Consider the following 24,575-nt stretch of genomic DNA (forward strand, 5'->3'; position numbering starts at 1 on the left):
CCGCCACGCCCAGCCGCAGCCCGTCGGCGAGCACCACATGCAGCCGCGCCGCGGTCTCGGCGGGTAGCCGGGCGGCGACGGTCACCGGCAGGGCGGCGGCCAGCGGCGCATCCACCTCGACGGCCACGACCGCACCGGCGGTGCCCAGCAGCCCCAGGGTCATCGAGCCGAGACCCGGCCCGATCTCCAGGACCGTGTCGCGCGGACCGACGTCGGCCAGGCGCACCAGGCGGCGCACGGTGTTCGCGTCGACGAGGAAGTTCTGTCCGCGGCGCTTCGTCGGCCGCAGGTCCAGCGCGTGCGCCAACGCCCGGAGTTCCGCCGGCGCGAGCAGCGCGTCGGTGCCTACCAGGGCCCGAACACCCGCTCGGCGTTGGCGGCGATCGACGCGCCGAGCTCGGCGACGCCCACACCGCGGGTGTCGGCGAGTACCCGCAGCGTCAACGGAATCAGATAGGGGCCGCCGGGCCGGCCCCGCCAGGGTACCGGGGTGAGGAACGGCGCGTCGGTCTCGACGAGCAGCAGCTCGGCCGGGGCGACGGCGGCCGCCTCGCGCAGGTTCACCGCGTTCTTGAAGGTCACGTTGCCGGCGAAGGACATCACGTAGCCGGCGTCGGCGCAGACCTTCGCCATGTCGGCGTCGCCGGAGAAGGCGTGGAAGACGACCGTGTCCGGAGCACCCTCCTCGGCGAGGATGCGCAATGTGTCCTCGTGCGCGTCCCGGTCGTGGATCATCAGGGCACGGCCGGTCTCTTTGGCGATCGCGATGTGCCGGCGGAAACTCTCCTGCTGGGCGGCATGCGCCTCCGGCGGGGTGCGGAAGTAGTCCAGCCCGGTCTCGCCGACGGCCCGGACCTTGTCCCGGCGGGCAAGCTCGGCGACGGCCGCGAACGTCTCCTCGCTCACCCCGTGGGCGGCCTCGTTGGGGTGAATGGCCACGGCCGCGTAGAGCTCCGGGTGGGCATCGGCGACGTCGGCCTGCCAGCGGCTCGTCGGCAGGTCCACCCCGACGGTGACGGCCCGCGTGACGCCGACGGCGACGGCGGCTGCGATCGCGGCCTCCACCTCGGTCTCCATGAGGTCGAGGTGGCAGTGGCTGTCGACGACGGCCACCGGTAGTGGATCGGGCGGCGGCGGTGATTCGCCCGCCCGGTCAGAGTTTCGCGCCACCTCACCCATCCTTCCGCGTCCGGTGAAGTCTACGGCCGCCGCCGGGCGCGCCGAGGAATGCGCCAATCAAGCATGGGACGCTTATCTCGTGAGCGACTGCGAGGATTCCTGCCGATGACGACACCGTTGACCGTGGCCCTCGTCACCCCGCTGACCGGGCCGGACGCCGCCCAGGGCCTGGCCGGCCTGCGCGGCGTCACCCTGTGGGCTCGCGACGAGCGGCTCCCCGCCCCCTGGGACGAGGTGAGCCTGACCGCGTACGACGCCTACCCCGACCCGGCGGCCGCGATGCGCGCCGCCGTCGCCGCCCGCCCGGACGCCCTGCTCGGACCCTACGGCCACCGGGCGGCCCTGGCGGCCTGCGCGGCGACCGACCGGGTGGTGTTCAACACGGGGGCGCCGTCGACCAGGTTCGTCCGGCAGGCGTTCCCGAACGTCGTCAACATCGCCGCGGCCACCTCGACCTGGCCGCGGGGGGTCCTCGCGGCGGTACGGGCAGCCGACCGGCGGGCCCGCAAGGTCGTCCTGCTCGCCTCGGGCGACACCGCGGTCGAGATCACCTCGGTGGCGAGGGCCGCGGCCACCGGCCAGGCGTTCGAGGTCGCCTCGCACGTCTTCGCGCCAGGGAAGGCCACGCTCGCCGCGACCCGGCTTCCCCCGGGCGACGTCCTCATCGTGCACGCGAGTCCCGACGACGAGCTGGCCGCAGCGAACATTCTGCTGCGCCGGCCGTGGCGGGCGGCGGCGTTCTCCACCGCCGTCAGCGCGCAGGCCACCGCCAGCCTCGGCGACCTGCGCGAGCAACTACTCGCCCCCGGCAGCTGGATGCCGGAGAGCACCCAACTGACCGCCACCGGGCCGACGGCGCGCGAGTTCACCGCCGACTACACCGCCCTGCACGGCGTCGCGCCGACGGAGACGGCCGCCTGGGCCTACGTCACCGGTCTGATCCTGGGGCGGGCAATCCGGTTCTGCGGAGGCGTGCAGGACGCCTCGGTGCTCGCCGCCGCCCGCGGCATCGACACGACGACGCTGCTCGGCCGGTTCCGGCTGGACGAGGCGACCGGGCTGCAGGTCGGCCACCAGATCCCGATCGTGCAGTGGCAGGACGGCGCGTCCCGCACCGTATGGCCAAGGGAGGCCGCCCGGGCCACGTTCGCCCATCCCCGCCGGATCACCAGTCGGCCGGCCTCGGCGCCCCCGACCGCCCGGCCGACCTCCACCTCCCCGACGACGTAGAACGACGACGACGCCACCTCACGACAAAGCCACCTCACGGCGACATCGCCTCACGACGACGGAGAGCGGCGACGGCTGAGAACGGGCCACCCGCCCGCGCCGCATCCCGATGGTGTCCGGGGTGGCGGGTCGCGGCGGGTGAGCCCACCCGGAGCGGGTGAGCCGTGGTTGGCTCGGCTCACGCGGTGGAACGAGGCGCCACGACGGCCACGACGGCGCCGCGAAGGGAGGTCCATGGCGGCGGGTCCGCTCGAACGCGCGCCGGCTGCCGCGTCGCGCCGCCGGGCCATCACCATCGCCCTGATCGGCGCCTTGGCGGTCGCGTTCATGGCGGCCACCGCGCGACTGTTCGTCTTCCCCCATCGCGACCAGCCGGCACCGGTCGACGCGATCGTGATGTTCGCCGGCAGTCCTGGTCGGCTCGAACGGGCGGTCGCCCTCGCCCGCGCCGGTTACGCCCCGGTCCTTGCCGTCTCGACGCCGACCGCCGACGATCCCTGCCCGGCCGCCATCCCCGGCGTGGAGGTGATCTGCTTCGCGCCCAGCCCCCTGACCACTCAGGGCGAGTCCCGCTGGGTGGGGGCCGCGGCGGCCCGGCGCGGCTGGCACTCCCTGATCGTGATCACCTCGACGTCGCAGAGCACCCGGGCCCGGCTACGGCTTGGCCGGTGCTACCCCGGCGAGGTCCGGATGATCGGGGTGCCGCCGCCCCGCCGCATGTGGCCCTACATGATCACCTACGAATGGGCGGCGATGGGCAAGGCCCTGCTGTTTCAACGGAGCTGCTGACTCCAACGGAGCTGCTGACCCACGCGGCGGCCCCCACCCCCACCGCTAACTCCCCCACCTCCACCGCCACCTCCAGCGATCCTGTGGTTCCGCGGAACCGTGTCCGCGCCTCCGGGACTGGCTGTCGTCACGCCCGCCTGTCGGGAGCGGGGCACCCGGCGAGGACGGCCAACCTAGTGGGGACGGTCGGCCTGGGCGGGACGGGGCGCACGGGCGGCGAGTTCGGCGGCGTAGACGTCGTTGCGGGACACGCCAAAGTCGGCCGCGACCGCCCGCCGGGCCTCCTTGCGCGGCATCCCGGCAGCGGTGCGCCGGGCGACGTCGGCAGCCAGAACCCGCGCGTCCACCGTGTCGGCGGATCCCACCTCGAAGGCCCGGCCCTCGGACACGGGGCCGAGGTCGACGGCGGCGGTGGAACCGGGCGCAGAGCCGGAACCGGGCGCAGAGCCGGAGGCGCCGGCGGAGCCGGAATTGGCCGCGGGATCGGAACTGACCGCAGAGCCGGAACTGACCGCGGGGTCGGGGTTGGCGGCGGGGTCGGGGTTGGCGGCGGGGTCGGGGTTGGCGGCGGGGTCGGGGTTGGCCGCCGCCTGCGCGGAGGCGAAGTCGACGGTCACCGGTCGGCGACCGGCGCCGCCGGCGATCACCAGGGTGAACTCTCCGCGGATCACCCGGCCGTCGGTGGCCCAGGCGAGCAGGGCCGCGAGGTCGCCACGGACGATCTCCTCGAAGGTCTTGGTCAGCTCCCGGCACAGCACTGCGGCGCGGTGGGCACCGAAGACGGCGATCAGATCGGCCAGGCCCGCCGGGAGCCGGTGCGGAGACTCCAGAAACACCATCGTGCGGGTCTCGCCGCCGAGTTCACGCAGCCGGGAACGCCGGTCGGCGCCCTTGCGCGGCAGGAAGCCCTCGAAGGTCCACCGGTCGGTGGGCAGACCGCTGACGGCCAGGGCGGCGGTCACCGCGGACGGGCCGGGCACAACGGTGACGGCCATCCCGGCGGCGGCGGCCGCGGCGACCACGCGGAAGCCGGGATCGGACACCGCCGGCATCCCGGCATCGGTGACCAGGGCGACCGTCGCCCCCTCGCGCAGGTAGTCGGTCAGGAGCGCGGCGCGGGCGCCCTCCACCGCGTCGTAACAGGACACGATCCGGCCGGAGATGGTGACGCCGAGGGCGTGCGCCAGCCGGAGCACCCGCCGAGTGTCCTCGGCCGCGATCACATCCGCCGTGGCGAGGATCTCACCGAGTCGTGGGCTCGCGTCCCGGACATCACCGATCGGAGCGCCGCACAGCACCAGGGTCCCGGACACCCGCCCAGTGTGTCAGGAGCCAGGACCTACCCTGATCGGTGTGACGGCGACGACGGCCCACGTGCCCTGGAGTGCGAGCGGAGGAGGCGACACGCCGCCGGTGACGAATGCGAACCCACTCGGTCCGCGGACGCGGGCCGAGGCGCTGCGTGAGCGGCTGTGCCCGCCGATGCCAAGCTCGCCGCTCGCCGGGTGGCTGGCGACCCTGTCGGTCGCGGTCCTGGCCGGGGTGCTGCGGTTCTGGAACATCACCCAGCCGCGTGGGGTGTACTTCGACGAGGTCTACTACACCAAGGACGCCTGGGGCCTGCTCACCGCCGGCTACGAGATCGACGCGAAGAGCTGCGCCGGGCCGGCATACGTCGTCCATCCGCCGTTCGGCAAGTGGCTGATGGCCGCCTCCGAGGGCCTGTTCGGGTACACGAACTGTGCGGGGGTCCCGCACGGCGACCCGGAGCTCGGCTGGCGGTTCTCCTCGGCGTTGTTCGGCACGCTGGCCGTGCTCGTCCTCGCCCGCGCCGCCCGGCGGATGTTCCGTTCGACCCTGCTGGGCTGCTTCGCCGGCCTGCTGCTCGCCATGGACGGCCTGGAGTTCGTGCAGAGCCGCATCGGAATCCTCGACATCTTCCTGATGACCGGGGTGGTCGTGGCGCTGGCCTGCCTCTTACTCGACCGCGACGACGGACGGGCCCGGCTCGCCGACCGGCTGAGCGCGGTATTGCCCCGAGGCTCCGGTCCGCCACTGTCAACGGTCGACGGCTCGCCGGGCGTGCTTGGCGCGGGCGGCGCGGGCGCGGTCTCGGCGAACTCCGTAGCCACGGCGAACTCGGCGGTCACGGCAAACTCGGCGGTCACGGCGGCCCTGCCGGACTCTGTGGCCCTGGCGGACTCCGGGGCCACGGCCGGCCGCCAGGATCGGCTGCGCGAGCTCTACGGGCCCAGGCTGGGGTTCCGCCGATGGCGACTGGCCTGCGGGGTGGCGCTTGGCCTGTCGATGGGCGTGAAGTGGAGCGCGCTGTACACGATCATCGGCTTCGCGGCGCTCGCGATCGCCTGGGACATCGGTGCCCGGCGCACCGGCGGCGCGCAGCGGCCCGTGCTGGGGGCGCTGCGGCGCGATCTGCCCGCCTGGGCGGCGATGTTCGTCGTCGTCCCGGTCGTGGTGTTCCTGGCCACCTGGACGGGCTGGTTCGTCACCGACGGCGGCTACTACCGGCACTTCTACGGCGACGGGTTCGGCGCGGCGTGGCACGGCTGGTGGAAGTACCAGATGGCGGTGCTGAAGTTCCACGAGGGCCTCGACCAGGGCCATACCTTCGCCTCGCACCCGATGAGCTGGCTGGTGATGGCCCGGCCGGTGGCGTACTACTACTCGTCGCCCGCCTACGGGACGTCCGGTTGCCACGCGCCGGCCGGCTGCTCCCGGGAGGTGCTGGCGCTGGGCAACCCCGCGGTGTGGTGGGTGGGCACCGCCGGCCTGCTGGGGATGCTCGCCTGGTGGGTGGCCCGGCGGGACTGGCGTGCCGCCCTGGTACTGGTCGGTTTCGGCTCGGCGTTCCTGCCGTGGCTGCTGTTCCCGAACCGCACGATGTTCTTCTTCTACGCGCTGCCGTGCCTGCCGTTCCTCGTCCTCGGGATCACGGCGCTGGCGGGGCTCGCGCTCGGCCCGCGGGAGGCCTCCGACGCCCGCCGGCTGACCGGCGCGCTGACGGTCGGGATCTACACGATCGTCGTGGTCCTGCTGTTCGCGTACTTCTACCCGATCCTCGCCGCGCAGGTGATCCCCTACTCCTCGTGGCGGGCCAGGATGTGGTTCCCCGGCTGGATCTGAGCCGGGACCCCCGCGCGGGCACACCGAATGGCGTGGGCTCGGTGTGATCTCTCTCACGAGATTCACCTCGACCCCCCACGCGGCCACCGACAGCGATGCCATCATCACAAATGGGTGTTCCTGTCCGGATCGGCACGCATGCGCGGGGAGCAACGAAGTTGACTGATCACCCAGAGTCGAAGCAGTCCATCGCTAGCAGCCTCACCGGTGAGGACGACAGGGGGGGTCACGTACGGCGTGAGATCCCCATCGGGGATGGTGGGGCGGTCACCATGCCCCGAGGCCGCACGGCAGGCAGCGCCCGTGCGGGTCTCCCTCCGACCTCCAACCACCGGAGCCGGGTGTCGGGCGGACCGAGACTGGGAGGAACCACCATGGCCGATGTGTCGGTGCGCTTCGCGATGACCGATGACAGCGAGATTGTGCTGAACCTGTCCCTCACGCAGGCGATCCGGCTCACCGAGGCGATCGCGTCGAAGGTGAGCCAGGCGATGACCGAGCAGCCGCGGGCCGGGATGAACGGCAATGCCTACGGCCCGGGCGGAGTGCGCCCCGGGCCGTACTCGACGTCCTGACCCGGACAGCTCGACGGCACGACAGCTCGACGGCACGACAGCTCGACGGCACGACAGCGCAACGGCTCGACGGCGCAACGGTGGCGGCCGGAGCGGGCTACCCGTCAGCGGGGCTCGGCTGAGCCCCCGGTGAGCTGCGCGATCAAGGCTCGCAGCAGGTCGAGGTCCCGCCGACGCAGCTCGGCTGCCGAGGCGGGGTCGGGCCGCGCCGGGGTCAACGCCGCGCGTACCCGGCGCAGCTTGTCGCGCAGCGACTCCACGACCGCGGGCGGGACCAGGCCGTCGCGCAGCACCAGCACCACGTGCCCGCCGTGCTGCACCACATCCACCGGCTCGGCCATCGGCAGGGTGACGACCCGCACGCCGACGGGAGCCTCCTGGTCGTAGACGAGGCAGAGCTGATCCTCGGCCAGCACCTCGGCGCTGCCGTCGTCCCAGAGGACCGTCGCCCGCGCGGTGACCGGCGCCGCGCTGCGGGTCGACTCGACGCTTACCGGCCCGGGCTGCTCGGCCGGCTCGCGGCGCCCGGCCGCGTGCACGGCCAGCACGGTGCCGCGCCGCGACCAGATCCCGCCGCCGAGGTCGTCGACCGGGAAGACCCGGTCGCCCCGAGCGAACATCACCAGCGCGGCGCGACCGTCCTCGGCAGTCGGAGGGTGGGCGGCCATGGCGTGATCGTAGGTGGCCGCCTCGGACGGCGAGCGGCGAGACCCCCCACCGGGGTGCGAACGCCGGCGCCACCGCCGCCCGCGACCATCGCGAACCGCCGGTGGCTACGAGGGTTCCAGCGACCCGGTGACCTCCACCGATGCGGCCCGGACCCGACGGCGACGCATCGCCGACACCGCGAGTTCACACAGCGGGTCGGACCCGTTTTCCGGCTTGCCGGTAGTGCTGGGCGCGCCACCGCCGCGACGAGTTACCTTCGCCTGGTTGCCATCGCTCGGGTGGCGACCGGCGGCGGCCGGGAGGACGCGAGCGACTCGGCGCCGGGTTGTGCTCGCGCGGTGGCGTCCTTCCTGATCCGTCCCCCGCAGAATCCCTGGTCGGACCCTCGGCCAATGACGCCTCGCGGAGCCTACGAATGCCCGACACCGACTACCCGCCCATCGAGGAGCACGCGGTCATCGGCGACCTGCGTACCGTGGCCCTGGTCGCCACGGATGGCACGATCGACTGGTACTGCCCGCAACGCTTCGATGCGCCGTCGGTCTTCGCGAGCCTGCTCGATGCCGACCGCGGCGGATCGTTCCGCATCCACTGTCCGGACTCGCGGGCGAAGCAGCTCTACCTGCCCGACTCGAACGTCCTGATGACCCGTTTCCTCACTCCACGGGCGGTCGGCGAGGTCGTCGACTTCATGGTCCCGGTGGACAGCGACGTCGCGGAGACGCCACACGTCGTCGTCCGCCAGGCCCGAGCCGTGCGCGGGACGGCGACGTTCCGGCTGCGCTGCGATCCGCGGTTCGACTACGGGCGGGCCGCGCACACGGTGACGCTGATCCCCGGCTCGGGGGCGGTGTTCGAATCGGTGAAGGGCACTCTCGTGCTGCGCACCGCGCTGCCGCTGCGGGTCGACGGCACCGCCGTGTTCGCCGAGTTCGACCTCCCCATGGGCGAGACCGCCGACATCGTGCTCGAGTGGAACTCGACGATCCGTCCGTTGATCATCGGCGAGGCGGACACGCTGTTCACCCGGACGCTGAACTACTGGCAGGCGTGGCTGCGGCAGAGCCGGTACCACGGCCGCTGGCGGGAGATGGTCCTACGCAGCGCACTGGTGCTGAAGCTGCTGGTCTACCGGCCCACCGGCGCGCTGGTGGCGGCGCCGACCACCTCGCTGCCGGAGGAGCTCGGCGGCGTGCGCAACTGGGACTACCGCTACACCTGGATCCGGGACGCGGCGTTCACCACCTACGCGTTGATGGCGCTGGGCTTCACCGACGAGGCCGCCGCGTTCATGGACTGGTTGGAGCAGCGCTGCCACGAGGCGCCGAAGGATTCCGGGCTGTACGTGCTGTACAGCGTCGACGGCAACGCCCACCTGGACGAGATCGTCCTTGATCACCTCTCCGGCTACCGCGGTTCGAAGCCGGTGCGCATCGGCAACGCCGCCGCCGAGCAGCTCCAGCTCGACATCTACGGCGAGCTGATGGACTCGGTCTACCTGTACAACAAGAAGGTCCCGATCTCCTTCCAGCTCTGGGAGGCCCTCGGCCGCCAGCTCGACTGGCTGGCCAAGCACTGGGACACCCCGGACGAGGGCATCTGGGAGACCCGCGGCGGGCGCCAGCGCTTCACCTACTCGGCGCTGATGACCTGGGTCGCCTTCGAGCGGGCCTGCCGCATCTCCCGTCAGCGGGGCCTGCCCGGCCCGACCAACGACTGGAAGGACCTCGCCGGTCAGGCGTACCGGTTCGTCCAGAACGAGGCCTGGAACCCCACCCGCGGTGCCTACATGGAGTTCCCCGGCTCGCCGCGGCTGGACGCGTCCCTGCTGTGCATGCCGCTGGTGAAGTTCTCCGGGCCCACCGATCCGCGGTTCCTCTCGACGCTGGACCGGTTCGGCGAGGACCTCGTCAGCGACAGCCTGGTGCGCCGCTACGCCGCCGACGGCAGCGACGGGCTGACCGGCGACGAGGGCACGTTCAACCTGTGCTCGTTCTGGTACGTGGAGGCGCTGACCCGGGCCGGCCGGGTGAGCGAGGCCCGGATGGTCTTCGAGAAGATGCTCACCTACGCCAACCACGTGGGCCTCTACGCCGAGGAGATCGGCTCCTCCGGCGAGGCGCTCGGCAACTTCCCGCAGGCGTTCACCCACCTCGCGCTGATCAGCGCGGCGATCAACCTGGACCGGGCCCTGGGGTAACCGGCCCGCCTCGACCTCGACCACCCGGCGGGCGGGTGGCGCGCCCGCGGCGCGCGCTCGCCTGTCGGACCCCGGACATCGCCGCCGCGGTGACGGTAAGGCGGTACCAGCCGGCCCGCGGGCACGGCAGGATAGGACCGTACCGGACGGGCCGCACCGAGCGGCGAGGATGTGCCACGAGGCCGCCGGCGGTGATGACCGGCGCGGCGCGAGGTGTGGGGACGAGGGGCGAGGTCATGGCGGGACTGGACCATTTCCGGGTGGTCGTGGAGTCCGGGCACCCGGATCGGACCGGGGTGGTCGTCCGGCTGCCCGGCGCGCTCATCGTCGCCCGGGCCGGCCGGCCCGAGACCGCCGAGATCACCAGCAGGCTGCTCGGGCTGTGCGCCGAAGTGGCCGCGGAGGCGGGCACGACCGCGTCGACCATGGGTCGCCGGCTCGTGCGCCGGGTCGCCGGGGTCCTCGCCGACGCCGACCCGGACCGGGTGCCCGACTTCAGCCTGCTGACCACCGTCAACGACCGCGTTGCGGCGCTCGTCCACGGGGCGATGGACGTCATGGCGTCCGGTTCGTCCGGGGTGACGCTGTCCGGCGTGGACTCGGCCACCTGGGTCGACCGGCTGCTGCCGACGGAGATCGCCCGGATCGACGTCGGGCCGACCGGCCTCGTCGGCCCGACCGGCTTCCCCGGCGGCCTCGGCGATCTCGGTTTCCCCCTCGACCTGCGGATCGGCGCGGTGCCCGGGATCGGCGTGAGCCTGCTGCTCAGCGACGCGCCCGCATTGCCGGCCCCGAAGGTGTCGGCCGACCAGCTGCTCGCCGGCTTCGATCCGCTGCGCGAGCCGATGACCGGCGCCGCGGCGATCCCCACACCCGGCTCGCGCGCCCCCGACCCGATGCCGACCACCCCGCCGGCGCTGGCCCCGCTGCTCAGCCAGGAGGAGGAGGCCCACCGTCGACGGGCGGCGGCGGAGCCCACCCAGGCCGCCGACCTCGACGAACTCGACGAACTCGACGAGGACCCGCCGACCGAGCTGGCCGGGCGCGAGCCGATCGGCCACGCCGCGATCGGCCACGCCGCGGTCGACTCCGGGCCGGGCGGTCACCTCGGCCAGCTCGGCGGACATGCCGAGCCGCTGTCGGACGGCCGCGGCGACGGCCTCGGCGACGGGCTGAGCGACGGGCTCGGCGACGACCTCACCGACGACGAGCACGACGCCCTGACCCAGCTGCCCGGGCAGACCTTCACCGTCTCCGACCTCATCGAGGACGACGAGGCCCCGACGATGCTGCCCAGCAACTCCGAGCCCCAGGTCGAGGGGGTGCTGTGCGCGAACGGGCACTTCAACCACCCGCAGGCGCCGTACTGCGCCGAGTGCGGCCTGTCGCTGGCCCAGCAGAGCTCCCGGACGGTGTGGGGCCCGCGGCCCACGGTCGGGGTGCTCGTGTTCGACGACGGGCAGACGATGAACGTCGACATGGACCTGGTCATCGGCCGCCAGCCCGACCGGGACGACGCGGTCCGGGCCGGTAAGGCGAGGGCGCTGCCGGTCGAGGACGGCGAGAGCGCCGTCTCCCGGGTGCACGCCGTGATCACCCTGGCCGGATGGGACGCGGTGATCACCGACCAGGGTTCGGCCAACGGCACCTACATCGCACCGCCGGAGGCGACCGTGTGGACCCCCCTCAACCCGCACCAGCCCGCCCCGCTGGTGCCCGGCACCCGCGTCCAGGTCGGCAAGCGGACCTTCGTCTTCAACTCCCACCTGCACGTCTGACCCCCTGTCCCGGGGGCATCGTGGGGAGGTCGGCGGGGGCAGCGCGCGAAACGTCGGCACCTACGTCAGACTTGGCGGACGATGAGCGATTCAGAGCTGCGCGCCGGGGGTGGCCTGCCCACCTCCCCCACCGCGCCCGCAGACGCCCCAGCCGAGCCGCGCAGGCAGGACGACCGGCCCGCGCGAGGTGAACCCGGCCCCGCCAGAGCCCGACCGAGCGCACCCGCGCCGGATACGCCCGCCCCCGGGTCCGACGCCGGGATCGGACCCGACGCCAAGACCGGAGCCGACGCCGAGACCGGAGCCGACGCCGGGTTCGAAGCCGACGCCGGGTTCGAAGCCGAGACCGGAGCCGACCCCGATGCCGGTGAGGCCGGTGCCCCGCGTCGCGGTCGCCGGGGCCGGGCGGCCCTGTGGTGGACCCCGGTCATCGTGGTGCTGGTGGCCGGGCTGCTGGCCGCCGGCTCGGCGCTGGGCGACCTGCTCGACCGGCCGCCGGGCGAGAGCTCGGTCGACGTCGGCTTCGCCCGCGACATGTCCGAACACCACGCGCAGGCCGTCCAGATGGCGATGATCGAGTTCGACCGCGGCGGCGACACGTCGACCCGCAGCGTCGCGCAGGACATCGCGCTGACCCAGCAGCGGGAGATCGGCGTCATGTCGGCGTGGCTGTCGGGCTGGGGGCGGACCCAGACCGCCGCCGGGGCGCCGATGCGCTGGATGGGGGGCACGGGCGCGGCGGCGGCCGGCGGTCACGACGCGCACGGCGACACCGGCTCGGCGGCCATGACCGACATGGCGGGCATGGGCGGCACCGGCGGCGCGACGTCAGCCGACGACACCGCCCGGATGCCGGGCATGGCGACCCCGAAGGAGCTGCGGCGGCTCGCGACGATCCACGGTCGCGACCTCGACGTCCTGTTCCTCACCCTGATGGTGCACCACCATCGTGGGGGTCTGGCGATGGCGCAGTACGCGGCGCAGCACGCCGGTGCCGACCGCACGCGCAGCCTCGCCAGGGCGATGGTGCTCAACCAGTCGATCGAAATCGACCAGATGCAGGAGGCCCTGGCCCGGCTCGGGGCGCCTCGGGCGTGACCGGCCGAACCCGGCCGTCGCTTCATCGAAGCTGACTTTGTATCGTCAGTTCCGACTAACCGGACCGTACCGCCGGTCGTGCACCCGAGGCGTGGGGGAACGCCGCCCCGCAGTCGTTCCCCGGGCGATGATGCCGCCACGTTGCGCTTTCCCCTGGATCTGTCGCGTCTTCTCCACGGGTGCGTCGTCCCCCGATCCACGCTTCGCCGGCCACATCGGTGCGTCGTGTGGTGGCGACAGGCGGCGGGCGAGTAGGGGTCCGGTCCCGCCACGGCGGCTTCGGCGCTGCGCCGACGCCGCCGTCGATCCTCGAGGTCCGCTTCCATGACAGGTGTTTCCGCCCGTGAGGCCGCCGGTGTGGCGGCCGGGAGCCGTCGTGCGGTCATCGGGGGGCTGCGCCTGCCCGCGCTGGCCCGACGCTGGCCCGGCGCGCGCCACGTCCGGGTGGAGCTGCTCGCGGGCCTGGTGACGGCGCTCGCGCTGATCCCGGAGACGATCTCGTTTTCGGTGGTGGCCGGGGTCGACCCGAAGGTCGGCCTGTTCGCGTCGTTCACGATCTCGGTGATCATCGCCTTCACCGGCGGCCGGCCGGCGATGATCTCCGCTGCCGCCGGCTCGATGGCCCTCGTGGCCGCCCCACTGGTCCGCGAGCATGGGCTGAACTACCTGCTCGCGACCACCGTCGGCGTCGGGTTGCTGATGGGCGTCCTCGGCGTGCTCGGGGTCGCGCGGCTGATGCGCTTCGTGCCGCGCACCGTGATGATCGGCTTCGTCAACGCGCTGGCCATTCTGATCTTCACCGCCCAGATGCCGCACGTCATCGGCAAGTCGTGGAAGGTCTACGTCCTGGTCGCGGGGGGCCTGGCGATCCTGCTGACGGTCCCCCGGCTCACGACGGCGATCCCCGCGCCGCTCGTGGCGGTGGCGGTCCTGACGCTGGTCACGTGCGGTTTCCACGTCTCGGTGCCGACGGTCGGCGACGAGGGCCGGTTGCCCAGCTCGCTGCCGATGCCCGGCATCCCCGACGTCCCGCTCACCTGGCAGACCCTGCGGATCATCGCACCCTACGTGGTCGCGCTGACCGCCGTGGGCCTGCTGGAGACGCTGCTGACCGCCCAGATCGTCGACCGGATGACCGACTCCACCCACGACCCGAACCGCGAGTCCTGGGGTCTGGGCATCGCCAACGTCGTCAACGGCTTCTTCGGCGGGATGGGTGGCTGCGCGATGATCGGCCAGACCATCGTCAACGTCAACTCCGGCGGTCGCGGCCGACTGTCGACCTTCGCCGCCGGCGGGTTCCTGCTGATGCTCGTCGTGCCGCTGCGCGATCTCGTCCGGCACATTCCCATGTCCGCGCTGGTCGCGGTGATGATCCTGGTCGCGGTGATGACCTTCGAGTGGCGTAGCGTCGCGCCATCCACCCTGCGCCGGATGCCCCGCGGCGAGACCGCGGTCATGGTCGTGACGGTCGCCGTCGTGGTACCCACCCACAACCTGGCCTACGGGGTGCTCGTCGGCGTCGTCCTCGCCGCCCTGCTGTTCACCCGCCAGGTCGCCCACCTGGCCCTGGTGACCAGCGTGCTCGACCCGGAAGGCGGCGAACGGATCTACGCCGTGCAGGGCACGCTGTTCTTCGCCTCGACGGGCGACCTGGTCAACGCCTTCGCCTACGGCCGTGACCCGGCCCGGATCGTCATCGATCTGTCCAAGGCCGACGTCCTCGACTCCGCCGCGGTCGCCGCCCTCGACGACGTCCGCACGAAGTACCGCGAGCGCGGCACGGAGGTGACCATCGTCGGGCTGAACCCGCGCAGCGCCGTCCTGCTGCAGGGGCTGTCCGCCGAGCCGACCGTCGAGCCGACGGCCGGGCCGACCGCCAAGGCCACCACCGAGCCGTCACCCGAGCCGACCGCCGAGGCAACCGTCGAAGCGACTGCCGAGCCGACCGCCGAAGCGACTGCCGAGACGGCTACCAAGCCGGCTACCTAGGCGGCCGTCAAGACGACAGGGAGTGTCCGCGGAGTCGATTGACGCCCAACTTCGCCCCACCGTGAATACACTCCGCCATCAGATACTCACAATGAGGATGGTGGCGGCATGGGCGAGAAGGGCCTTACCGGTGGTCTGGTCGACTTCGCCCGCCGCCAGCCGGCCGTGGTCGTCATCGTCATCGTCCTCGTCGGGCTGTACCTGTCCAAGGCGAGTTCGGGCGCCTCGACCCGGGCCGTGCTCGTCCCCGGCGTCGACTTCCCGGCGCCATCCCTGCTGACCCGCAACCGGACGACCTATGCCGTCGGGGTGGACCCGCGCACCCCCGACACGATCAGCCTGCTCTCCAGCCGGGACCGCCGGAGCTGGACGGTCCAGCCCGACGCCCTGAAGGCGCCGCCGCGCTGGGCCGACCTGGGCGGCGGGCTGGGGCCGGCGGCGATCGGCGCCTTCGACGGCTCGTACGTCCTCTACTACACGACGACCTGGCGCGAGCTCGGCCTGCGCTGCATCTCGGCGGCGACCTCGGAGCATCTGGACGAGCCGTTCGTGGACACGTCGTTTTCCCCGCTCGTCTGCCAGGCCGACGACGGCGGCAGCACCGACCCGAGCCCCTTCGTCGACGACGCCGGGCGCGCCTACCTGACCTGGAGCAGCCCGGGGCGCTCCGGCGGCGCGGGCCCGACGCTGTGGGCCCAGCGGCTGCGCTCGGACGGGCTGGTGCTCACCGGCGAGCCGGCGGTGCTGCTACGCCCCAGCCTGCCCTGGCAGGAGAAGCGGGTGGCGAGCCCCTCGATGATCGTCGAGGGAGGGCGCGACCACCTGGTGTACTCGGCCGCACCGGAGCTCAACGGGCGCCAGGTGGTGGCCAGCGCCTCGTGCACCGGCCCGCTCGGGCCCTGCCACCCGGCGCCGAAGCCGATGCTGACCGGCGGGAAGGTCGGCTTCGGGCCCGGGGGCGCCCACGCCTTCACCGACTCCCGTCATCGCTGGTGGCTGGGCCTGCACACCTGGGACTCGCCGCCGGCAGGCGCCTACCTGCCGACCGGACGGTTCGTCGTGGTCCCCCTGCGGGTGGGCGACGACGAGCTGTCGGTGCGGGTCAAGTCGCTCACCCAGGGCCGGGTCCGCCCGCCCGAGCAGCACGACTCCCTCCCGCGCGACCACGAGACCGGTGACCACGAGACCGATCGCCACGAAACCCGTGACCACGAGACCGATCGCCACGAGGCGCGTGACCAGGAGGCCGATCGCCACGAGACCCGTGACCGCGGCGATCACGCCCGTGAGCAGAACACCACCGACAGCGGCGATCACGCCGGCCCTGGGACGGCCGCCGGCGGGTGACAGGCACAATGACCCTCTCGACATCGTTGTCTGCACAACTAACAGCAACGAATCTCAGCGACACCCGTCGCCGAGCCCCGAGGCGAGAGGGACGATCTTCCGATGACCGAACCCGAAGCACCGGCTCCGCGGCCCCGACGTCGGCGGCCCCGCCTGCTCGTGGTCCTGATCGGCGCCGTCGTGGTGCTGGCGATCCTGGTCGTGGGCGGTACCGCCCTCTACATCAACGTGATCAAGAAAGACGCCCCGGAGGAGTTCTCCCTGGCCCAGCCGGGCGGTGGCGAGACGGTGGCGCCGACCGGCTCGCTGGCGGGCTCCTGGGCGATCGCGCCGGGCTCGGAGGTCGGCTACCGGGTCAAGGAGAACCTGTTCGGCCAGGACACGACGGCGGCAGGACGGACGAGGCAGGTGTCCGGCTCGCTCACCATCGACGGCTCGCGGGCCTCGAAGGCGTCCTTCACCGTGCAGATGGCCACGGTGACCAGCGACGAGAGCCGCCGAGACAACCAGTTCCGTGGCCGGATCATGGATACCGACACCTTCCCGACCGCCACCTTCACCCTCGCCGAACCGGTCGACATCGGCGCCGTCCCCACCGACTCGAAGACCACCCGAGCCGTCGCGGCCAGGGGTGACCTGACCCTGCGGGGCAAGACCAAGCGGGTCACGATGACGCTGCAGTCCCGCTGGGACGGCACCTCGATCCGCACCGTCGGCCAGCTCCCCGTCGTCTTCGCCGACTACGACGTCCCGAACCCGAGCTTCCCCGGCGTCTCCACGGAGGATCACGGAATCATGGAGGTCTCCCTGATCTTCACTCGCTCCGCCTCGACCCCCGCAACCACCGCCGCCAACCCCTGACCGCCCTCCCTTGCCCTTCAGGGGGGACGAAACGGACTCCGGGCCCCCCGAAAGGGCAAGGTTGCGCAGCGCGACCAGGCCGAACGAGAACCGCACCGCCGGTCGGGGTGGATGACCGGCGGCGCGGCGGCGGCTGCGCCTCGTCGGGGCGACCGGTCAGACGGTTCCGGCGCCTGCAGGTGCCGAGGCCGCCGGCTTGGGACCGGTCGCCGAGGCGCCGGCCGGAGTACCGGCCGAGGTGCCGGGGGCAGGGTCCGCGGCGGGCGGGTGCGTGGCGTCGACGGCCGGCGGGACCTCCTCGGGAGCGCCGCGCCGGGTCTGCGACGGGATGCCGTGCTCCCGCTCCAACGCGATCTCCTCGGCGTCCGGTACCCGCGGCTCGGGCCTGGTCAGCGCCCAGGCCACGCAGACCAGCGTGAGGAACAGATAACCCAGGGCGACCTGGCCGCCGCCGGCGTCCCACTCGACCTTCTCCGCGTGGATCAGCCCCACGAAGGCCAACACCGCGCCGGCGGCCGAGGCGATCGCCGCCGAGATGAACCGCTTGTCGATGATGAACGCGACGATGGAGCCGAGTACCAGGCCGGCCAACACCGCGCCGTCCCCGAGCAGATGCAGGCCGTGCAACAGCACGCTGTTGCCCTCGAGGTCGGCGTCGGTGACGTTCAGGGTGACCGCCGGGTTCATCTTCGACGCCACGCCGACGGCTGTCGTCACCGTGTTGTCGATCTGCCCGGCCGCCCAGGAGGCGATGTTCGGGATGATCGCGGCGATGACGGCGGCGCCGTGCGCCTTCGGCGAGGCCTGGAATGCCTGGGCGCCGATGAGCAGCCCGATGTAGAGCAGGATCGGCACGATCGCCGGCAGCGGTAGCACGGCGTTGAGCAGGCCGAACAGGCCGAGGAAGCACAGGACCGCGATGACGACGCCGGTGGCCAGGGAATAGCCGGTGCGACCACCGGCGGCCTTCCAGCCCGGGTGGCCGATGTAGACGGCGGGCGGGAACGGCGAACCGAGCGCCGAGCCGAGGATGGCGCCGAAGCCGTCGGCGAGCAGGATCGGCCGCAGGTTGTAGTTGTCCCCGGCGGACGCGGCGCTCTCCACGTTGGACATGCCCTCGGTGAAGTTGTAGACGCCGAGCGGGATGGCCGTGGCCAGCAGCGGCGAGATGTCGGACAGGCCGTGGAACAGCTTGTCGAAGTGGAAGGTCGGCAGCGACACCGCGATGTCCTTGGCCGCCTCCGACACCGCCGGGGTGTCCATGAACCCACCGATCCAGCCGATGGCGGTGCCCAGCGCCAGCGCGACCGCGCCGATCGGCAGGTTCCACGGCAGCTTCAGGTCCGTGAGCAGGCCGACGAGCAGCAGGCCGAAGACGGGCAGCGCGATCCAGGCGGCGTCCCACATCTGCGCGGCAGGGCGCATCGAGATGAACGCGATCGAGATGCCGGCCAGCGTCCCGAGCATGGCCGCCCGCGGCGCGTACTTGCGGATCATCGGCCCGACGAACGCGCCGATCACGACGATGATGCCGATGATGAACGCCCAGGCGAGGCCCGCCTGCCACGCCTCGACCGGGTTCTTCGTCTTCAGATAGATCGGCAGCATGATGACGAACACGACGATGAACATGTGCGGGACGCTCGGCCCGTACGGCATCGCCGTGACGTCGTCACGGCCTTCCTTCGCCGCCAGCCGGCGACCCAGGTAGGCGTAGAACAGGTTGCCGAGCAGCATCGCGATCCCGAGCGCGGGCAGGATCGTGCCGAACACGTCGTCCTTGGGAATGTTGACGACGAACAGGCACAGCGAGCTCAGGACGATGACGTTGACCAGTACGTTGATGCCCAGGCCGAAGAAGGCGTTGGTGTCGCCCTTCGTCCAGTAGGGCAGGGCCGGCGCGGACGACGCCGGCCGATTCCCGATCTTGACCATGATGGGACCCGTCCTCTTTCAGGAGGCCGTGACGGCGGGTGCGGGCACGGTGGAGTCGGCCGCGGGGGCCGGGGAGGCGAGCGCGGCGAGGAAATCGGCGGACGGGGCGACCCAGCCGAAGATCCCGCCCTGGGCGGCGACCATCTCCAGCGCCACCCGCTGGAACTCGGGGAAGTAGGAGCCCACGCAGTCGCTGAGCACCAGGCACTCGAAACCGCGGTCGTTGGCCTCACGGACGGTCGTGTGCACGCAGACCTCGGTCGTCACCCCGGCGACGACGAGGCTGGTGATCCCCTTTTCGGCGAGGACGTCGCCGAAGGCGGTGGCGTAGAAGGCGCCCTTGCCGGGCTTGTCGATGACGTACTCGCCGTCGACCGGCGCGAGCTCGTCGATGATGTCCTGCCCGTACTCGCCCCGAATGAGGATGCGGCCCTTGGGCCCGAGGTCGCCGATGCGCAGCGCGGCGTCGCCGCGGTGCAGCTTCGCCGGCGGGAGGTCGGACAGGTCGGGCAGGTGGCCCTCGCGGGTGTGGATGACGGTCAGCCCCGCGGCCCGCACGGCCGCCAACACGGCCTGCAGCGGTTGAATCGTGCTCCGCAGTTGGCTGACGTCGTTGCCGAGGCTCTCCCCGAAGCCACCAGGCTCGAGGAAGTCGCGCTGCATGTCGATGACGACGAGCGCGGTGGTTGCGGGGTCGAAGGTGAAGTCGTACGGTCGGGCGCTCACGGCCAGGGGCGCGGTCGGGGTCGTTGCGGTTTCGCTCATGCCAGCTCTCGCCATCGGAGTCCACGGGTTTCGGGGTCCGCGCAGGTCGCAGTCGCGCGGCTGGAGTGCGTCGAGGGAGCTCGACACGCCCGGCCCGGTCGTCCGGTGCCTCCCCCGGCGTGTCTGGAGACGAGGGTCGGGGGGCGTCGTTTCAGATCACCGCCCGGCGCGTAACGCGGCGATGAACTCTGTATCCCGGTCCGTATCCGGATCCGTATACAGATCATGAGAGCGATTGATCTGGCGTTTCGCGACTTTTATTCGGGTCGGCGGCCCATCGGGACGTGGCGTACGCCACTGCGCGCCGCTCACAGCGCCGAACGGGTCGATATTGACCCGCGAGGCTCCGCGCCGGGCGGAGTCGTGATCCATGCGCGACGGACCGCCGGCAGGCGCGGCGACCGGTCACCTGCCCGCGCCGAGCCACGGCGCGCAGCGATCGCGTCCCTCGCGGTACCACCCGCCGGCCGTCGCGAGCGAAGGGGTGCGATGTGGGTGGACGGTCCGTGGAGACCATCGATCCTCAGCGGGATGGTTCGCAATCCGCACGGCCCGAGCCGCTGGTGCCGGTCAGCGCCTCGGCGCCGGGCGTGTTTACGCTGAGCGACCTGCTGGCGGTGCTGGACCTGGGCGGGGACGTCCCTCCGGTGCCGGCCCGATGTCTGGTGAGCGCGCACGGCGGGATCCTTGGCGCACAGCTACTCGGTCAACAGATCGTCCTCGCGGAACGCATGGCGCCGGGCAAGGCGGTGCACTCGCTGCACTCGATCTTCTCCCGTCCCGGGGACTGCCGGGCGCCGCTCTGGGTCGATGTCGAACGTCTCGCCCACGGCGGTTCGATCGACGCGCTGGCGCTGTCCTTCCGGCAGGGCTCGTTGCACATCTGCCGGGCGGACGTGATGCTACGGGCTTCGGAGGCCGATTTTCTGAGCGTGCAGACGGTCCGAGTGGACCTGCCGGGGCCGGCGGCGGGGGTGCCGCGCCCGGATCGGCCGATGATGCCGTGGGAGGTCAGGGTGCTGCCCCGAGCGGAGCCGCACCGGCTCGACCAGTGGCAGCGGATCCCCGACGCGGGCGAGGACCCGACGGTCTGGCGCGCTCTGCTGGCGCATTCCTGCGAGTTGCTACCGCTGGCCGATCTGCTCACGGCCGCGGGGATCCCACCCATGCCGGACGAACGACCGCAGGTTGCCGCGGCGGTGCTGTCCCAGACCGTCACGTTCTTCGATGACCTGGACGTCCGGGACTGGCACCTGTTCCAGGTCCGCACGGTGCACGCCGGTCACGGCCGCGCGGTCGGCCGCATCGAGATCTTCGGCCCGGACGGCGTGCAGCGGGCCGCCGCCGAGGTCGTCGGACTGCTGCGCCCGGCCCGCCCCTGACGTCACGTCCCGCCGGCTCCGACGCCCCGCCACGGCGGCGTCGGAGTTCCCTGCCCTTCCAGCGGGTCCCGTGTCCGGTTATCCCTCTGGAAGGGCAGGGCGGGGCAGGGCCGACCCGAGGTCGGTCAGACCTCGGCGGTGTGGGCGACTGCCTGCTCGTCGGCGTCGGCGGGCTGTGCTGCGTCGACAGCAACCTGGGCCGGTGCCGCCACCCCGGCGGCGGCCGGCTCGGGCTGACGGCGCAGCCGCGGCAGGAGGAATGCCACCGGCACCCCCAGGGCGAAGACGCAGCCGCCGATGAACAGGCCGAGCGAATACCCGGAGGTCAGCGCCTCGGGCGGCGCGACCCCATGGCGGAGCCGACCCTCGGTGTGATGCGTGGCGATGGTCGTCACGGCGGCGAGGCCGACTGCCGCCCCGATCTGCCGCCCGGTGTTGATGAGACCGGAGGCGAGCCCGGCGAGCCTGATCGGCACACCGGCGGTGGCCGCGGACACCATCGAGACCATCGTGGTTCCCATGCCGAAGCCCATCACCGCGAGCGGGCCGAACACGTGCGTCCAGTACGAGCCGCCCGGCGTGATCGCCGACAGCCACAGCAGGCCCGACGCGCCCGCGGCCGCGCCGAAGATGATGATCGGCCGCGGACCGAGCCGGCCAATCGTCCGCGTGACGAGCTGCGAGGCCACGATGATCATGAGTGGCATCGGCAGCATCGACAGCCCCGCCCGCAGCGGGCTGTAGTCCTCGACCCGCTGCAGGAAGAGGGTGAGGAAGAAGAACACCGCGAACATCGCCGCGCCGAGAAGCGCCGCGATCACGTTGGCGACCGCGATCCCCGGATAGCGGAAGATGCTCAGCGGCACCAGCGGATTGGCCGTCTTGGCCTCGATCGCGACGAAGGCGCCGAGCAGCACGACCGCGCCGACCAGCATCCCGATGACCGCCGGCGACCCCCAGGAGGAGGTCTCTGTGCGCACGATCGCGTAGACCAGCAGGACCAAGCCGCCCGTCACGGTCAGCGTGCCGGGCACGTCGAGGTCGCGTAGACGGCTGACCTGCCCCCGCGACTCCACGAGCACCACGCGCGCGGCGGCGATGAGCGCCACGCCGATCGGCACGTTGACGAACAGCACCCACCGCCAGTCGGCGACGTCGGTGAGGATGCCGCCGACGACCGTTCCGAAGGCACCGCCGCTGGCCGCCGTGGCGCCCCAGGCGCCGAGCGCCCTGGTCCGCTCCCGGCCCTCCGCGAACGAGGTCATCAGCAGGCTCAGCGTCGCCGGGGCCAGCACGGCGCCGCCGAGGCCCTGCACCGCCCGGGCGATGATGAGTTGTGTCTCGGACTGGGCGAGGCCGCCGGCGAGGCTCGCCAGCGTGAACAGCCCCAGCCCGAACACGAAGACCCGGCGCCGACCGAACAGGTCCGCCGCCCGGCCGCCGAACAGCAGCAGCCCGGCGAACGCCAGGGTGTAGGCGTTCACCACCCACTGCAGACCGCCGGCCGACATGCCGAGATCGGTCTGCATCGCCGGCAGCGCGACGTTCACGATCGAGATGTCGAGCACCACCATGAACTGGGCCAGGCAGCACACCGCCAGCACGGCCCACTTCGGCCGGGTGGCCGGCCGGGCCGGACCGACCGCGCCCCGCCCGCCCTCACCGGCGGCCCCGACGGACGGGGTGCCCTCGGGCGCTCTCGCCGTCACCTGCCCGGGACCGCCGGCATCGCCTGCGCTCGTTCCCTCCGAATGTGCCATTCCCAACATCCCCTCCTAGCAGCCGTCGTACACCGTACGAGGACTAGGGGCCACCCTACGCCGTACGATGTACCAACGGCAAAAACTGCTGTTCGGCTGCGTGTTCGGAGGTGACGAGGTCATGGTCGCGCCGACGGAACCGGCCGTCGGGCCGGGCGGGAGGCGTCGGGCGGGGCAGGGGCCCCCACCCGGGTGCCGGTCCACTCTGAGCCCCGAGCGGCTCGCGCTGGCGGCCATCGAGCTCGCCGACGCCGAGGGCTTGGCAGCCGTGACGATGCGCCGGCTCGCCGCGAGCCTGGGCGTCGGGACGATGACGCTCTATTACCACGTGCGCGACAAGGACGAGCTACTCGACCTGATGTGGAACGAGTTCCTCGGCGGACACCTGCTCGACGACATCCCGGCCGACTGGCGCACGGCGCTGACCGAGATCGCCCAGCGGATCAGGCAGTCCTTCCAGCGTCACCCCTGGGCGCTGGGCGTCGCGGTCCGCCCCGCTCTCGGACCCAACAAGCTGCGCTACCTCGAGCAGTACCTCACCGTCGCATCCCGCATCACCGACGATCCGGACGAGCAGCTGCGCATCATCCACTCCGTCACCGACCTGGTCGTCGGCTGCACGCTGCGGGAACTCAGCGGCCAGGCGTACCCCGGCCCGGACGAGCCCGCCGGCGACGATGACGATCGTCCTGCGCCCCTGTTGGAACCGCAACCGGGTTTCGACGCGATCGTCGCCGCCGAGGAGCTGCCGCGGCTGCGGTCGCTGCGGACCATCGGGTGCCGGCTGCTGACGCCCCGCTTCGAGCAGGCCCTGGGCTGGCTGCTCGACGGGATCGAGGCCGCCCATCCGAGCGCCCGGCCGGCGCGCCCGCACCCCGTCGAGGGGCCCACGCCGGCCGCGGACCTCGTGGGCACGCCGGCCTCGGACCTCGTGGGCACGGCGGCCTCGACCCTGATGCTTCCGAAGAAGGGGGCGTAGCAGCCTTCACGGACACGACCGGAGTAGCTACCGTCGGAGAGGTCGCACGCCGCCGGCCATCCGCGAGTCGCATTCGGGGCACCCACCATGACCGCTCGACTACCTCGCCACGTCGCACCGCTCGCCGCCGGCGAATCTCCGGCGCTCGGGCCTTATCTGCTGCTCGGCCGGCTCGACGCGGGCATCACGGGCATCGTCTACCTGGGCCGCGCGCCGGGTGGCGCCCAGGTGGCGATCCGTGCGCTGCACCCGGGCGACGCCCTGCGTGCCGACATGCGGGCCCGCTTCGCGGCGGCCGTCGACCGGGCCAGCGTGCTGTCCGGTCCGCACACCTGCGGCGTGCTCGACGCCGCGCCTGATGCGGACCGCCCATACGTGGTCACCGAGTTCGTCGGCGGGCCCACCCTGGCGCGCGAGCTCACCGAGCGGGGGCCGCTGTCCGCCGACGAGATCGACCGGCTCGCCCGCACCCTGCTCGAAACCATCGACGCAGCCCACCACACGGTCGGCGCCCTGGGCGACCTGACGGCCACCGACATCGTCCTGTCCGTCGTCGGCCCCCGCCTAGTCGACCTGGGGATCGCCGCCGCCCTGCGCCCGCTGCTGCTGTCCACGGCCGCCACCGGGCACCGGGCCGCCACCGGGCATGGGGCTGCCGCCGGGCGCGGGGCTGCCACCGGGCACCGGGCCGCGGCCGGCGGCTACGTGCCCGGGTACGGCTACGGACCGGCGGCGGGCGGCTGGGACGGGCCGGCCGCCGACATAGTGGCCTGGGCCGGCATCGTCGACCTGGCCGCCACGGGAAAGGCGTCCGGTTCGGTGCAGCCGGCGGGCCGCGGCGGCTGGCGGCGCGCGCAACGGCCCGAGCAGGACGGTCCGACCAGCCCCGGGG

General features: G+C 72.6%; 19 protein-coding genes and 1 pseudogene. 13 read left to right on the plus strand and 7 right to left on the minus strand.

Annotated elements, in window-relative coordinates:
* Both ND748_RS07085 and ND748_RS07090 read right to left on the minus strand, forming a co-directional pair.
* Window positions 1-352 (minus strand): rRNA adenine N-6-methyltransferase family protein (locus ND748_RS07085; RefSeq protein ID WP_374215865.1); only part of this gene is annotated, 352 nt, incomplete at its 3' end.
* Complete coding sequence (locus ND748_RS07090; RefSeq protein ID WP_251744859.1) at window positions 346-1,170, minus strand: TatD family hydrolase; 825 nt, start codon at window positions 1,168-1,170, stop codon at window positions 346-348. The genes ND748_RS07085 and ND748_RS07090, both read right to left, overlap by 7 nt.
* Window positions 1,171-1,284: 114 nt before the next feature.
* On the opposite strand from ND748_RS07090, the gene ND748_RS07095 reads away from it, so the two are divergent.
* Together ND748_RS07095 and ND748_RS07100 are read left to right on the plus strand one after the other, a co-directional pair.
* Window positions 1,285-2,409, plus strand: coding sequence for an ABC transporter substrate-binding protein (locus ND748_RS07095; RefSeq protein WP_251744860.1), 1,125 nt, complete (start codon window positions 1,285-1,287; stop codon window positions 2,407-2,409).
* A 234-nt stretch (window positions 2,410-2,643) separates the two neighbouring features.
* The gene (locus tag ND748_RS07100; RefSeq protein WP_251744861.1) at window positions 2,644-3,198 is read left to right on the plus strand and encodes a YdcF family protein; all 555 of its coding nucleotides are present in this window, start codon (window positions 2,644-2,646) and stop codon (window positions 3,196-3,198) included.
* Between the two features lie 173 nt (window positions 3,199-3,371).
* Here ND748_RS07100 and rsmI read toward each other — a convergent pair whose 3' ends face one another.
* Window positions 3,372-4,511 carry a 16S rRNA (cytidine(1402)-2'-O)-methyltransferase gene (gene rsmI / locus ND748_RS07105; protein ID WP_251744862.1) on the minus strand — a complete coding sequence of 380 codons (1,140 nt, stop codon included), beginning with the start codon at window positions 4,509-4,511 and terminating at the stop codon, window positions 3,372-3,374.
* 169 nt (window positions 4,512-4,680) lie between these two features.
* On the opposite strand from rsmI, the gene ND748_RS07110 reads away from it, so the two are divergent.
* Window positions 4,681-6,342: a phospholipid carrier-dependent glycosyltransferase gene (locus tag ND748_RS07110; protein ID WP_285901732.1), complete on the plus strand. Its 1,662-nt coding sequence runs from the start codon at window positions 4,681-4,683 to the stop codon at window positions 6,340-6,342.
* A gap of 374 nt (window positions 6,343-6,716) precedes the next feature.
* Window positions 6,717-6,917 carry a hypothetical protein gene (locus ND748_RS07115; RefSeq protein WP_009741926.1) on the plus strand — a complete coding sequence of 67 codons (201 nt, stop codon included), beginning with the start codon at window positions 6,717-6,719 and terminating at the stop codon, window positions 6,915-6,917.
* Window positions 6,918-7,021: 104 nt separating this feature from the next.
* On the opposite strand, the gene ND748_RS07120 is transcribed toward ND748_RS07115, so the two are convergent.
* Window positions 7,022-7,585 carry a hypothetical protein gene (locus ND748_RS07120; protein WP_251744864.1) on the minus strand — a complete coding sequence of 188 codons (564 nt, stop codon included), beginning with the start codon at window positions 7,583-7,585 and terminating at the stop codon, window positions 7,022-7,024.
* Between the two features lie 416 nt (window positions 7,586-8,001).
* On the opposite strand from ND748_RS07120, the gene ND748_RS07125 reads away from it, so the two are divergent.
* The 6 genes from ND748_RS07125 (at window position 8,002) to ND748_RS07150 (ending at window position 16,862) form a co-directional block, all read left to right on the plus strand.
* A complete protein-coding gene (locus tag ND748_RS07125; RefSeq protein WP_251744865.1) occupies window positions 8,002-9,786 on the plus strand; it encodes a glycoside hydrolase family 15 protein in 1,785 nt (594 codons plus the stop codon).
* 236 nt (window positions 9,787-10,022) lie between these two features.
* Window positions 10,023-11,564 (plus strand): FHA domain-containing protein, encoded by a 1,542-nt coding sequence (locus ND748_RS07130; protein ID WP_251744866.1) that lies wholly within the window; start codon window positions 10,023-10,025, stop codon window positions 11,562-11,564.
* An 81-nt stretch (window positions 11,565-11,645) separates the two neighbouring features.
* Window positions 11,646-12,662 (plus strand): DUF305 domain-containing protein, encoded by a 1,017-nt coding sequence (locus ND748_RS07135; RefSeq protein ID WP_251744867.1) that lies wholly within the window; start codon window positions 11,646-11,648, stop codon window positions 12,660-12,662.
* A 324-nt stretch (window positions 12,663-12,986) separates the two neighbouring features.
* Window positions 12,987-14,654, plus strand: coding sequence for a SulP family inorganic anion transporter (locus ND748_RS07140; protein WP_251744868.1), 1,668 nt, complete (start codon window positions 12,987-12,989; stop codon window positions 14,652-14,654).
* A gap of 108 nt (window positions 14,655-14,762) precedes the next feature.
* A complete protein-coding gene (locus ND748_RS07145) occupies window positions 14,763-16,001 on the plus strand; it encodes a family 43 glycosylhydrolase (RefSeq protein ID WP_251744869.1) in 1,239 nt (412 codons plus the stop codon).
* Between the two features lie 102 nt (window positions 16,002-16,103).
* A complete protein-coding gene (locus ND748_RS07150) occupies window positions 16,104-16,862 on the plus strand; it encodes a YceI family protein (protein WP_251744870.1) in 759 nt (252 codons plus the stop codon).
* 156 nt (window positions 16,863-17,018) lie between these two features.
* On the opposite strand, the gene ND748_RS07155 is transcribed toward ND748_RS07150, so the two are convergent.
* On the minus strand, window positions 17,019-18,797 hold the full coding sequence (locus ND748_RS07155) for a regulator (RefSeq protein ID WP_251744871.1): 1,779 nt from the start codon (window positions 18,795-18,797) through the stop codon (window positions 17,019-17,021).
* 18 nt (window positions 18,798-18,815) lie between these two features.
* The gene (locus tag ND748_RS07160; RefSeq protein WP_251744872.1) at window positions 18,816-19,562 is read right to left on the minus strand and encodes a cysteine hydrolase family protein; all 747 of its coding nucleotides are present in this window, start codon (window positions 19,560-19,562) and stop codon (window positions 18,816-18,818) included.
* 506 nt (window positions 19,563-20,068) lie between these two features.
* Here ND748_RS07160 and ND748_RS07165 point away from each other — a divergent pair.
* Window positions 20,069-20,944, plus strand: coding sequence for an acyl-CoA thioesterase domain-containing protein (locus ND748_RS07165; RefSeq protein ID WP_251744873.1), 876 nt, complete (start codon window positions 20,069-20,071; stop codon window positions 20,942-20,944).
* 125 nt (window positions 20,945-21,069) lie between these two features.
* On the opposite strand, the gene ND748_RS07170 is transcribed toward ND748_RS07165, so the two are convergent.
* Complete coding sequence (locus tag ND748_RS07170) at window positions 21,070-22,704, minus strand: MFS transporter (RefSeq protein ID WP_251744874.1); 1,635 nt, start codon at window positions 22,702-22,704, stop codon at window positions 21,070-21,072.
* 121 nt (window positions 22,705-22,825) lie between these two features.
* Between ND748_RS07170 and ND748_RS07175 the strand changes: the two genes are divergently transcribed.
* Complete coding sequence (locus tag ND748_RS07175) at window positions 22,826-23,683, plus strand: TetR/AcrR family transcriptional regulator (RefSeq protein ID WP_251744875.1); 858 nt, start codon at window positions 22,826-22,828, stop codon at window positions 23,681-23,683.
* An 87-nt stretch (window positions 23,684-23,770) separates the two neighbouring features.
* Window positions 23,771-24,575 (plus strand): annotated as a pseudogene (locus tag ND748_RS07180) (hypothetical protein); the annotation flags it as partial.

It is taken from the genome of Frankia sp. AiPs1 (assembly GCF_023716945.1).
Lineage (GTDB): Bacteria > Actinomycetota > Actinomycetes > Frankiales > Frankiaceae > Frankia.